This is a genomic window from Bradyrhizobium sp. AUGA SZCCT0222 (assembly GCF_018130205.1).
Taxonomy (GTDB): Bacteria; Pseudomonadota; Alphaproteobacteria; order Rhizobiales; family Xanthobacteraceae; genus Bradyrhizobium.
In genome coordinates this window covers 66,627-79,315 of record NZ_JAFCLX010000021.1, presented here as the reverse complement: position 1 = coordinate 79,315, position 12,689 = coordinate 66,627, and the positions used below count along the sequence as shown (strand labels likewise).

9 protein-coding genes are annotated in these 12,689 nt (G+C 63.5%); 3 read left to right on the top strand and 6 right to left on the bottom strand.

Annotated elements, in window-relative coordinates:
* Positions 1 to 232: 232 nt before the first annotated feature.
* The gene (locus JQ629_RS19720; protein ID WP_212414073.1) at positions 233 to 1,246 is read left to right on the top strand and encodes an AraC family transcriptional regulator; all 1,014 of its coding nucleotides are present in this window, start codon (positions 233 to 235) and stop codon (positions 1,244 to 1,246) included.
* 215 nt (positions 1,247 to 1,461) lie between these two features.
* Here JQ629_RS19720 and JQ629_RS19715 read toward each other — a convergent pair whose 3' ends face one another.
* Positions 1,462 to 2,679, bottom strand: coding sequence for an ABC transporter substrate-binding protein (locus tag JQ629_RS19715; RefSeq protein ID WP_212414072.1), 1,218 nt, complete (start codon positions 2,677 to 2,679; stop codon positions 1,462 to 1,464).
* A gap of 138 nt (positions 2,680 to 2,817) precedes the next feature.
* Between JQ629_RS19715 and JQ629_RS19710 the strand changes: the two genes are divergently transcribed.
* Positions 2,818 to 5,001 (top strand): carbamoyltransferase C-terminal domain-containing protein, encoded by a 2,184-nt coding sequence (locus JQ629_RS19710; protein WP_212414071.1) that lies wholly within the window; start codon positions 2,818 to 2,820, stop codon positions 4,999 to 5,001.
* Positions 5,002 to 5,160: 159 nt separating this feature from the next.
* Entirely contained in the window at positions 5,161 to 5,355 is a 195-nt protein-coding gene (locus JQ629_RS19705; protein WP_212414070.1) for a hypothetical protein, read from the top strand.
* A 7-nt stretch (positions 5,356 to 5,362) separates the two neighbouring features.
* Here the strand turns inward: JQ629_RS19705 and JQ629_RS19700 are convergent, their stop codons facing one another.
* From JQ629_RS19700 to JQ629_RS19680, 5 genes are all read right to left on the bottom strand, one after another.
* A complete protein-coding gene (locus tag JQ629_RS19700) occupies positions 5,363 to 6,292 on the bottom strand; it encodes a DMT family transporter (protein WP_212414069.1) in 930 nt (309 codons plus the stop codon).
* A 79-nt stretch (positions 6,293 to 6,371) separates the two neighbouring features.
* On the bottom strand, positions 6,372 to 7,244 hold the full coding sequence (locus JQ629_RS19695; protein ID WP_212414068.1) for an NAD(P)-dependent oxidoreductase: 873 nt from the start codon (positions 7,242 to 7,244) through the stop codon (positions 6,372 to 6,374).
* A gap of 3 nt (positions 7,245 to 7,247) precedes the next feature.
* Positions 7,248 to 8,379, bottom strand: a protein-coding gene (gene prfB / locus JQ629_RS19690) for a peptide chain release factor 2 (protein WP_212414067.1) whose coding sequence is annotated in 2 segments (ribosomal slippage) — positions 7,248 to 8,309 and positions 8,311 to 8,379 — 1,131 coding nt in all. Because the reading frame shifts where the segments join, the coding sequence is not laid out codon by codon here.
* A 122-nt stretch (positions 8,380 to 8,501) separates the two neighbouring features.
* On the bottom strand, positions 8,502 to 11,015 hold the full coding sequence (locus JQ629_RS19685; RefSeq protein WP_212414066.1) for a penicillin-binding protein 1A: 2,514 nt from the start codon (positions 11,013 to 11,015) through the stop codon (positions 8,502 to 8,504).
* A gap of 255 nt (positions 11,016 to 11,270) precedes the next feature.
* Positions 11,271 to 12,599 (bottom strand): N-acetylmuramoyl-L-alanine amidase, encoded by a 1,329-nt coding sequence (locus JQ629_RS19680; RefSeq protein WP_212414065.1) that lies wholly within the window; start codon positions 12,597 to 12,599, stop codon positions 11,271 to 11,273.
* Positions 12,600 to 12,689 lie beyond the last annotated feature (90 nt).

Here is a 12,689-nt window from a genome sequence, read left to right as displayed (position 1 = left end):
CGTCGTGTTTGCACAGGATCCCGCCGGGCCGTCTAGCCGCAAAACGAATCCGCCATCGGCGCCGAAGGATTTCTTTTGGCCGCACAGGCGATGCTGCGGCGCACGATCGTCGTGACGCTGTTGTCGCCGGCTGCGCAACGATCGGGCACAATCCGCTGCCAAATCGCCTTTCCAAGCACCCGTCCCGGAGATATTATAGGGTTCAAACAAACCCGAAGGCCGTGTGACGACGATGGGCGCAGCCGTTGCGGAGAAGGTTCGAGACGCCAGGCTGGCCGCGTTCAACCGCGTATCGACCGGCGATGTCGATGCCGCTGCCGAGGCGATCGGACGCATCTTCTGCCCCCATCAGTTGACGCCCAATCGCCCGTCGGCGCCGGGTTTCTACGCCCTGCACAATTGCGCCGCCTTCGACGGGTTCTCCATCAACTATGTCGCCTATGGCGGATCGGTATCGATCGATCCCGGCTGCCTCGACCGCTTCTTTCTGCTGCAGATTCCGCTGCACGGATCGGCGCGAATAGCCACCGCGGCCTGCGAGGTTGAAAGCAGCCCGGGCACGCGCGCTTCGCTGCTGTCCCCGACGATCCCGACGCGGATGACATGGGACGGCGATTGCGCCCAGCTCATCCTTCTGGTTGACCGGCGGCTGGTCGAACAGCGGGCCGCGGCGCTTTCGGGAAAGCCGGCCGGTGCGGTCGAGTTTACGCCGGCGATCGATCTCAACCAGGCCTGTGGGCGCGAGCTGCGGTCACGAGCCGCCGACCTGGTCGATCTGGCCGAGCGTCTCGGACCAAACCGCCGCCTGGCAGCGGTTGCGGCGGCCGAACTGCGCGAAACGCTGCTCGGCTCCCTGCTCCATGGTCAGCACCACAGCCGGAGCGACGCGATGCAAGTATTCGGCGGCCACGCCGAAACGCTGCCGCGACCGCTGCGGCGGGCGCGGGACTGTCTGCATGCCCACGCAGCCGAGCCGCTCGATTTGGCCCAACTCGCCGAAATCACCGGCGTCGGCATCCGCGCGCTGCAGATCGGCTTCCGCCGCCATTTCGGCACGTCGATTTCGCAGATGCTGCTCGATATCAGGCTGGCGCACCTCAATGCCCGGCTGACCAGTGCCCGCCCAGGCGAGAGCATCACGGAGATCGCGTTCGAACTCGGATTTACCCATCTCAGCCGCATGGCGCACGCCTACGGCCGGAAATTCGGCGAAACGCCGTCCTCGACCCTGCGCAGGATGAGCTGAAGCAGTCCGGCGACGGCGCTTCTCACCTGGTGCGTGATGACCTTAGATTGGGTTAGCGCTCGCACAGTTCTCCCCGTCATCCTGAGGTGCGCGCTCTTGCGCGCCTCGAAGGATGAGCACGGCCCGTGGCCCATCCTTCGAGGCTCGCTGCGCTCGCACCTCAGGATGACGGCGAGTCTGTTGCGCGGGATAGAATCAACCCAAAGGCATCCCGTCTAGTGCCCCACCTCACCCGCGATGATGTCGCCGAACAGCTCCCAGCTTACGCCGTTGAACTTCATCAGCTGCATCTGTTCGATCGGAAAGAAATCGTTCGGGCCGGTGTTGATCTGGATGCCGGGCAGCAGCACATCGCTGGTAAAGCCTTTCAGGCTGGCGGCCTGCTTCATCACGTTCTCGCGCGTGAGGTTGTCGCCGCATTGTTTGAGCACCTGGACCATGGTCTGCGCCGTCGCATAGCCGTAGACGTTGTTGTTGTTGGTCTTGTCGCCGTCCGGAAAATACTTGTCCATGAAGGTGGCCCACGCCTTGATGCCGGGATCGTCCTTCCACACGGGATCGGTCGGATCCTTGATGTAGGCTGTCGAGATAATGCCCTTGGCGTTGTCCAATCCGGCCGGCTTGAGCACGGTGGCCACCGACGTCGAGACGTTGCCGAGCAGGTAGACCGGCTTCCAGCCGAGTTCCGCGACCTTGCGGATCGCCTGCGCCGCGCCCTTGGGCGCTGCCCACGTCATGAAGATGTCGGCGCCGGAATCTTTCAGCGCCACGATCTGCGAATCGATGGTGGGGTCGGCAACCTCGTATGATTTGTCCGCGATGATCATGTTGGCCTTGGTACCGAGGCCGTCGCGCAATCCCTTCATCTGATCCCGGCCGGCGTCGTCGTTCTGCCAGATCGCGGCGATCTTGCCGTTCGGATAATTCTTCAGGATGTAGGCCGCGTAGATCCGGCCCTCGCTCTGGTAGTTTGGCTGCCAGCCCATGGTCCACGGAAAATTCTGCGGATCGCCAAACTTGGTGGCCCCTGTCGCCACGAAAAGCTGCGGGACTTTCTTTGCGTTCATGTATTTCTGGATCGCCGAGTTCGACGGCGTGCCGAGCGGCTGGAAGACCAGCAAAACCTCGTCACTCTCCACCAGCTTGCGTGCCTGCTCGACGGCCTTGGGCGGACTGTAGGCGTCGTCATAGCTGATGAAACTGATCTTGCGGCCGTTGATGCCGCCTTCGGCGTTGATCTTGTTGAAATAGGCGGCCTGAGCCTTGCCGATGGTGCCGTAGGCGGAGGCCGGGCCGCTATAGGGCATGATGTTGCCGATCTTGATTTCGGTATCGGACGCGCCCGGATCGTATTTCTTCTGCGCGTGGGCTGCGGTCGCGGTCATCGCGGCGATCGCCGTCATGGCAACCAGAGTTCGGATTCGAGCCGTCATCGTTCTCTCCCAAGTCGTTTATTATTATGTCGTTTATAATTTTGGCAAAGTGTCGCAAGCCCCGCGCGGGCTGGCAAGCGGCCGCTTATTCCGCTGGATGAAACAGCATTGTTGCGCGCCGCCTTTTATGATTGATGCATGGCGACACCTTTCCCCTGCAAGGCTTCCTTGGAATTGAACCCGACAACACGCATTGGCCCCCGACATCCGAAGCTCGCCGCAGGTGGATTCCGGGCCGCGCGATGGCTGGCTGCGAAGGCGTTTGGCGCAGCCGGCTTTCACCAGCTCGGCTCAAAATTTGCCGATGGGCGGATCGCGCATGTGCGCGACAAGCTCGCGCGCGGGGAAACGGTCTATCTCGCCGGCCTCGGCGCGCCCGGCACGCACAATTCAGGCGTGGCGCTGGTCGAGGTGACGCAGGCCCATGGCCCCCGCCTGATCCTCAACAACGAGGAAGAACGCTTTTCCGGCAACAAGCACACGACGGAATATCCGCGCGCCTCTGTTGACGCGATGGTTGCAGCCTTGCGCGGCATCGGGCGCGACATCGGCGATATCGACGCCTGGCTGACCAGCTGGGACTACCCGACATTGGCGGGAACATTGGCACGCTCGGTGCTGGAAGAAATCCCGCAAAGCCTCAAGCTGCTGCGCACCACCGAAGCCGCCGGCTTCGACGGACGGCGTCTCGACCAGATGACGCGCACTCCGAAGATCCTAGCGAAGCAACTGGTGCTTTCCGAACGCGTGCCACTGATCTGCCTGCCGCATCACGACAACCATGCCTGGTTTTCCTATGCGGCGTCGCCCTTCGCCGACGACGGCGAGCCGGTTGCGGTGGCGGTACTCGATGGCACCGGCGATCAGGGGTCGATCACGCTGTACGTCGTCCAGAACGGCAAGATGCGCCGGCTCTACTGCAACGACAGCATGTTCGATTCACTGGGCGCGTTCTACAGCGTGATTTCATCGACGCAGGGCGGCTGGACCTGGCTCTCCAGCGAAGGCCGCTATATGGGCGCGGCGGCCTGGGGCGACATGAACCGCGCGACAAATCCGTATTACGCGCGGCTGCGAAACGTCCTGCACTTCGGCGAAGCCGGTGAAGTCAGGCTCAATCGCACAATGGCCAACTGGTATTGCGATCCGTTCGACAACCCTTACAAGGCGGCGCTCACCGACATCCTGGGGCCACCGCTCAAGCCCGAGCAGCTCTGGAATCCCGACGCGGTGCTGCGCGTCGAGGACATCCATCACCGTCCCGATACCAAGGATCGCCTCGACAAGGCCGCCGCGACGCAATTGGTGTTCGAGGATGCCATGATCCACGTCGTGGATCACCTGTTGCGCATCACGGGCGCGAGCCGGCTGGTGCTCACCGGCGGCGTGGCGCTGAACGCGATCGGCAACATGCGCCTGCTCGAGCATTTCAATGAAGCGTGGTTCGCCGGCGCCCAGCAGCGCAACGCGCGCCTGCATCTGTGGGTGCCGCCGGTGCCCGGCGATCCCGGCGTCACCATCGGCGCGGCGTGGCTGTTCGCGCATCTGGCGGGCGCCCCGCGCGGCGCGCCGATGACACATGCGTTCTATTGCGGCCTGCCACCCTCCAACGAAGCCATTGTGAGCGCGCTCGGAGCCGATGATATCGCCTCGCAGCGCATTGGCGATATCTCGACCGCTGATGGGCGCGACGCCGTCGCCGACCTGATGGCGTTCGTGGTTGCGCAGAGCGGCGTGATTGCGCTCTATCAGGGCGCCGCCGAGACCGGTCCGCGCGCGCTCGGCCACCGCTCGATCCTCGCCAATCCCTGCGATCCCAACGCGCGCGAGCGGCTCAACGAGCGCGTCAAGTACCGCGAGGCGATCCGCCCGCTGGCGCCGATGGCAACGCTGGAAGCTGCCCACCAATATTTCGAGCTGCTGCCGGGCGCCTCCGATGCCAGTTACAACGCCTACAATTACATGGTGCTGACGGCGCAATCGAAGCCGGGCGCGCGGGACAAAATTCCGGCGGCGATTCATGCCGACGGCACCGGCCGAATTCAGATCGTCAATGCGGATGACGATCCCCTCACCCATGCTTATCTGAAGGCGCTCGGCCGTCACGTCGGCGTCGAGATATCCGTCAACACGTCCTTCAATGTCGCCGGTCCAATCGCGCAGACGCCGCAACAGGCCATCGACACGCTGCGCCGCTCCAAGGGGCTCGATGCCGTCGTGCTGGTCGCAGATGACGGCGCGGTTTATGCCGCCTGGCACGGCGGCGAGCGCGACAGCGGGCGATTTTCCGGCTGGTTAGCGCAGTGGAAGAGCCGACGGTAAGGTTGACAGGTTAGCTTAACCAGCGACTGCGATTGCGTCACGACCGCCGCGCGGTATCGTGCATGCAGTGGACGATTTGATCCGTCCCAACCCCTGTTAACTTCGCCGTCGAGCGATCATATTCCGCCCGGCGGCCTCGTTAAATCGTGAGCGCGCGCCATGCATATTGAAAGCCAGGAGCGGTTACGAATATTGAGCCTCAGTCCGAAGCCCGCCTGGGCCGAGGTCTGGCACTTGCGGAAGATTTTCATTCCGCGGCGATCCATCACCGGACGGTTGCTGACCGGCCAGGTCTGGCGGCGTCATGACGGAAGGCGCTGGATCTACAAAAAATACACCGAACACACCGGCTAAGCGCCATCTATCCGATAACAGCCGGCCGTCGAAATAACCCGAGCACCCGCCCGTCGATCAACAGCAGCGCGCTGCCGATCACCAGCGCGCCCGCGATCTCGCGCAGCGAAATCTCCTCGCCCAGCACCAAATAGCCGAGCACGATAGCGGTGACCGGAATCAACAGCGTCACCAGCATGACGTTGGTAGCGCCGGAGCGCCGCAGGATCTGGAAGAACACGATATAGGCCAGCGCCGTCGACAGGACAGCCAGACCCATCACCGCGAGCCACGTCGCAACGCCTGGCATCGGCAATTGCCAGGGGCGTTCGACGAAGCCGGCGACAACCATCATCATGATGCTCGAGGCCAGCAACTGGAACGTCGCCGTTCCCAGCGGCGGCGAGTTCGACAGCAGCCGTCGCGCCAGCAGCGCCGCCAAACCATAACTGAACGCGCCCGCAAGGCAGAGCAGGATGCCGATGCCCTGCCCGCTCCAAAATCCGTCGCCGTCAAAATTCCAGCCGCGCAGGATGACGACGCCGATCAGCCCCACGACGACGCCGGCGATCCGCCGCGCCTGCAGCTTCTCCTCACCGGCCGCCGCCATCACCACAACGGTAAACAACGGCGTGGTGGCGTTGAGGATCGAGGCCAGCCCGCTCGGGATAGTCGTCTGCCCCGCCACGATCAGCGAGAACGGCAATACGTTGTTGAAGAGCCCGATCGCGAAGAACGGCTTCCAGCCTGAAACCCCTTTGGGAAAATCGATCCGGTAGACCCACAGCAGAGGCAGCAGGATGATTGAGGCCAGCGCCACGCGCAGCAGCACCAGTGTCAGCGGCGGCAATTCGCGCAGCACCACGCCGTTGAAAAAGAACGAGCCGCCCCACAGGACCGACAGCACGCCGAGCAGCGACCAGTCGCGGGCGTCGATCCTGACATCATTAGCGGTCATTGCGGCTCATATCTGCGTTTGACGCAGATCTATTCCGGCGCGCGAGTCTTTCCCACCCGATTCCCGAACGGAGGCGCGCCTATTTCGGGCGCGACACGATCTCGATCATCTTGCCTTCGTCGTCGTCGGGCGCGTAGGCCTTGGCGCGGTCGTAGGACTGCACCGCCGCGCGTCCCATGATCGGCGGCGCCGACAACAGGCTTTCGGCCAACGCAACGGCGTAAGCCGCATCCTTCTGGCGCAGCGCTGCGGTGAAGGTCGCGCCGACAAAATTGCGTTCCGCCATCCGCTTGGAATGCCGGATCACCTGCGGGCTTGCGGCGACGCCGGTCTCAACCGCTTCCAGCACCAGCTTCATGTCGAGCCCGGCCTGCTCGGCGATCGCCAGCCCCTCGGCAATGCCGGCGATCTGGATCGCGCCCATCAGATTGTTGATCAGCTTGTAGACGGTGCCGGAACCGACGGCGCCGAAATGACGGATGGTGGTCGAGAGCGGCACCAGATAGGGCCGCGCTAATTCAAGATCGGCGGGATCGGCGCCCACCAACAGCGTCAGCTTGCCCGCAGCCGCCGCATCCGGCAGGCCGGTCACCGGACTATCGATGTAGATCAGTCCACGCGCGCCCAACACACCCGCCATGTGAAGCGCGTGCTGGTGGGACACCGTGGAGCATTCAATCGCCAGCGCGCCGGCCTTCATATTGGCGGCGGCGCCATCCTTGGTGAGCCATACCTCGCGCGACGCGTTGTCGTCGGCGACCATGGTCACGACGGCATCGGCGTCAATCGCGGCATCCTCCGGCGACGTTGCCCATCGTGCGCCGCGTGCGATCAGATCTTCCGCCTTGGCCTTGCTGCGATTCCACACCGAGACGGTGAATCCCGCGTCGAGATAACGGCCGGCCATGCCGTGGCCCATCCGTCCCAATCCGATGAAAGCAACTCTGGCCATGGGTTAATCCACATCCTCGACCGAGCCCGGTCCGGTGCCGAACGCACGCTGTGCCAGCGTCGCAGCCATGAACTCGTCGAGATCGCCGTCGAGCACGCCCGACGTGTCCGAGGTCTGCACACCGGTGCGCAAATCCTTGACCATCTGGTAGGGCTGCAACACGTAGGAGCGGATCTGGTGGCCCCAGCCGATATCGGTCTTGGCGGCCTGATCGGCGGCGGCCTGCTCCTCGCGCTTCTTCAGCTCGATCTCGTAAAGCCGCGCGCGCAACATGTCCCAGGCCTGCGCCTTGTTCTTGTGCTGCGAGCGGCCGGCCTGACAGACCACCGCGACGCCGGTCGGAATATGCGTCAGCCGCACCGCGGATTCGGTCTTGTTGACGTGCTGACCACCGGCACCGCCCGAGCGCATGGTGTCGGTGCGCACGTCGGACTCCGCGATGTCGATCTTGATGCTGTTGTCGACCACGGGAAAGATCGCGACCGACGAGAACGAGGTGTGACGGCGCGCGTTGGAATCATACGGCGATATCCGCACCAACCGGTGCACGCCCGCCTCGGTCTTGAGCCAGCCATAGGCGTTGTGGCCCGAGATCTGGATGGTCGCGGATTTGATGCCGGCTTCTTCGCCTTGCGTCTCTTCGAGATATTCGATCTTGAAGCCGTGCTTCTCGGCCCAGCGCGTATACATGCGCAGCAGCATCTCGGCCCAGTCCTGGCTTTCGGTGCCGCCCGCGCCGGCATGGACCTCGAGATAGGAATCGAAACGGTCGGCCTCGCCCGACAGCAGCGCCTCGAGTTCGCGGCGCGCCACTTCCTTTTTCAGCGCCTTCAGCGCGTTCTCGGCTTCGGTGACGACACCGGCATCGTTCTCGGCTTCGCCAAGTTCGATCATCTCGACATTGTCGTTGAGCTCGCGCTCGACCTTGCCGATGCCCTGCAGCGCATCCTCCAGCGAGGTGCGCTCCTGCATCAGCTTCTGGGCCTTCTGCGGATCGTTCCAGAGATTGGGATCTTCGGCGAGCTTGTTCAGCTCGGCTAGACGTGCCGTGGACTGTTCGACGTCAAAGATGCCTCCTCAGCAGCCCGACTGACTGCTTGATCTCTTCAACGAGGCGTTCGACTTCGGCGCGCATGGTGTCTCTGATCTGCGGTGCAAACCGCTAACTATAGATGCTCGCAGGGATGTAGCGGCGTCTCTCACAAAGCGCAATCCGCCTGGGGCTTGGTCCCAAGCGGTTTCTTCACACCAACAAGCCTAGTACAGCCCGCCGGGCCGCATGATGTGGCCGGAGTCAGGCGACTGATATCCCCCCTGATATCCTGCCGGATATCCCTGCGGGGCGCGCCCATCGGCATCTGCCACGCCAATGACGGAGTAATTGTCCGGCGGCGCGGTACCCGGCTTGAAGGCCTCCAGGATGGTCCGGCCACCTTCGCCGGGACCTGCGCGCATGCCGCTCTTGGCATCGACGCGAACCAGCTTGATTCCGGCCGGCACCTTGAACGGGATCGCGGCCTTGTCGGCGAGCGCGAGCTTGAGGAAGTCGCGCGCGATCGGCGCGGCCAGCGCGCCGCCGGTCGCCTTGCCGCCGAGAGTACGCGGCTTGTCGTAGCCGACATAGATGCCGACCACGAGGTCCGGCGAGAAGCCGATGAACCAGGCATCTTTGGCGTCGTTGGTGGTTCCGGTCTTGCCGGCGATCGGCTTGCCGACTTCCTTTACGACAGTCGCGGTGCCGGCCTGCACGACATATTCCATCATCGAGGTGATCTGATACGCCGTCATCGGATCGAGCACCTGCTCGCGGCGATCGACCAGTTGCGGTTCGGGCTGATTCTTCCAGCCGCCGGGCGCATCGCAACCACGGCATTCGCGCGCGTCATGCTTGAAGATCGTATGGCCGTAACGGTCCTGGATGCGGTCGATCAAGGTCGGCTTCACGCGGCGGCCGCCATTGGCGAACATCGAATAGGCCGTGACCATGCGCATGACCGTGGTTTCACCGGCGCCGAGCGAATAGGACAGATAGTTCGGCAGTTCGTCGTAAACGCCGAAGCGCCGTGAATATTCGCCGATCAGCGGCATGCCGATGTCCTGCGCCAGCCGCACCGTCACCGTATTGAGCGATTGCCGCAGCGCGTTGCGCAGCGTCACCGGACCGTTGTATTTGCCGGACGAATAGTTTTCCGGGCGCCAGACGCCGGCGCCCTGCCCCTGATCGATTTCGATCGGCGCGTCGACCACGACGGTCGACGGCGTGTAGCCATTGTCCATGGCCGCCGAATAGACCAGCGGCTTGAACGAGGAGCCCGGCTGCCGGTAGGCTTGCGTCGCGCGGTTGAATTGGCTCTGGTCGAACGAGAACCCGCCGACCATGGCCAGCACGCGTCCGGTCCATGGGTCCATCGCCACCATCGCACCCGACACTTCAGGCAATTGGCGCAGCCGGTACTGCCCCTCAACCGGATTGCCGTCCTTGCCGAACAGGGGATCGACATAAATCACATCGCCCGGCGCCAGCACTTGCGCGACCGATGTCGGCGTCCTGCCCTTGGTCGGCCCCGACGCCGCCTTGGCCCATTTGACGCCATCGATCGTGATGATGCCGGTCTGCCGTTGCTTGGCGACGGCGCCGCCAAGCTCGCGGCCCGGCTGGAACCCGACCCGCGCCGACTGGTCGCTGGTCTCCAGCACCACAGCCATCCGCCAGGGCGCGATATCGCCCAGCGCTTTGACGTCGGCCAGCTTCACGCCCCAGTCGCCGGAAATGTCGAGCTTGCTCGGCGCACCCCGCCAGCCCTGCGCCTCATCGTAATTGACCATGCCGGCCGCCATGGTCTTGCGCGCCATCACCTGCATCTTCGGGTCGAGCGTCGCCCGGACCGATAGGCCGCCTTCATAGAGCTTCTTTTCGCCGTAGCGTTCGAAGATGTCGCGCCGGACTTCCTCGGCGAAATATTCGCCGGCGAAGATATGCGCGCCGGTACCGCGGCTGGTGACGAGGAGCTGATCCTTGCGCGCCTTGTCGGCATCGGCCTGCTTGATCCAGCCGTTTTCGACGAGACGATCGACGACGTAGTTGCGGCGCTCGATCGCGCGGTCGCGGTTGCGCACCGGATGCAGCGCCGCCGGCGCTTTCGGCAGCGCCGCCAGATACGAGGCTTCCGAGATCGTGAGTTCGTTCACCGACTTGTCGAAATAGACCAGCGACGCCGCGGCGATGCCGTAGGCGCCGAGGCCGAGATAGATTTCATTGAGATAGAGTTCGAGGATGCGGTCCTTCGAATAGGCGCGCTCGATGCGCATCGCCAGCAAGGCTTCCTTGATCTTGCGGGCGAAGGAGACCTCGTTGGTCAACAGGAAGTTCTTTGCGACCTGCTGGGTGATGGTCGACGCACCCTGCGGCCGGCGGTTGGAACCGTAGTTCTGCGCATACAGCACCGCCGCGCGCGCCATGCCGGTGAAGTCGATGCCGCCATGCTCGTAGAAGTTCTTGTCTTCGGCCGCGAGGAACGCGTTGATGACGAGCTTCGGTACCGCCTGGATCGGCAGATAGAGCCGACGCTCCTTGGAATACTCGCCGAGCAGCGCGCCGTCGGAGGCGTGCACGCGCGTCATCACGGGCGGTTCATAATCCTGAAGCTGCGAATAGTCCGGCAAGTCCTTGGAGAAATGCCAGATCGCGCCGGCAACGCCGGCGACGCCAACCAGGAACACCACGGTTCCGGCGGCGAACAAGAAACCCAAAAACCGCACCAGCAAGCGCATGATCGAAGTTCCGTTCCAACCCTTGCGCCGTGACTTTCGGCGTCTGCCTTGCCATCAAAATCCAAGCGCAAATCGAAGCGCTCAAGCCCTCGCCCAACGGACCGCCGTTGCGCGTACCAACAATAAACGGGCCGACGGACAATAATGGCCGATTCCGAAGACCCTGCGTCAGTTTCTATACCGCTGCCGCTGTGGCCAAACTAGGGCTTCCTCCATGGCATCGCGTGCATTTAATCAGCATTTTCATACGGCTTTTCATTTGCCGGGCCCGGCGGTTGCCAGCCGTTTGGCAAAAAATGCATCAATCGCCTGCGCCATCGATCCGACGGTCTTGTTGCGCCAGTTCTCCGACATCAGGAGCTCGAGGTCACCCTTGTTCGAGACATAGCCGAGTTCGACCAGCACCGAGGGCACGTCCGGCGCCTTCAAGACGCGGAAGCCGGCGGATTTCAACGGGTGCTTGTGCATCCGCACCGTCGTCTTCATCTCGCCCATCAAGATGCGGGCAAACCGGTTTGAAAACGTTCGGGTCTCGCGCTGCGCCAGGTCGATCAGGATGTCGGCGACTTCGGTCGGCTCGTCGGTGAGATTGACGCCGCCAATGGCGTCCGACTTGTTCTCGGCCTCGGCCAGCCGCTCGGCTTCAGCATCGGAGGCCTTGTCAGACAAGGTGTAGATGGTGGCGCCGTGGGCATCGCCCTCCCGCCGCGGCAGGGCGTCGGCATGGATCGAGACGAACAGCGCGGCCGACTGGGTGCGTGCGACCTTCACGCGGTCGTTCAACGGAATGAACGTATCGTCCGTACGGGTCATGACGACGCGGTATTTGCCCGATTTCTCGATGCGATCGCGCAGCGCGAGGCCAAATCCGAGCACCAGATTCTTTTCCATCTCGCCGCCGGCCTGGGTGCCGTTGTCGATGCCGCCATGACCGGGATCGATCACGATCAGGGGACGGGTATCCTGCGTCTGTGCGGGCTTTGCCGCCGCCGCTGCATCGTCCGGCCCGACCGCGGCATTGGCTGCCGCAATCGCGGGCCTCAGTTCGGGGCGATTCTCGGGCGCCAGCAACTGCACGAAGGCGGTCCGGTCTACCTCTTCCAGCTCCAGCACCAGCCGCGGCGGCTGGTCGTTGGCCGCCTCCAGCACATAGGATTTCGCGACCTTGGCCGGTCCCGTCAGGTCGAACACGATTCGCGAACCGCCCGGCATGACAAGGCCATAGCGGAACGCCTTGACCAGCCCGCGCCCCGTGCTGCCGGTGCCCGCGGCCAGCTTGAAGCTGACCTGGGGAATATCAACGACCACGCGATAGGGATCGGCCAGCGCAAAGGCGCGAAACTGGATCGGCCTGTCGAGATCGAGGACGAAGCGGGTTTGTTTGCTATCGCCGGCCAGTCTTGCATCGGAGGCGACCGGAAAATTCGAGGCGGCGACCGGGGTTGGACGGGGGGCGCTTGCCGCAGCGGGACCAGGCGCAGGCCCCTGCGCCGCGCTCGGGGTGATGAAATTGGCACACAGAAATGCTGCGGCGCACAACAGGCCGCGCCCCAGCAAAACCCGGTGATTTGCGCGGTTAGCCAACGATTCGACGCCTCCGAGCAGCTCTCTTACCGCATTAGAACCACAGGGTTAATCGAACCTTAAGGATCCAAAAGCGAAAAGGGATGAGTG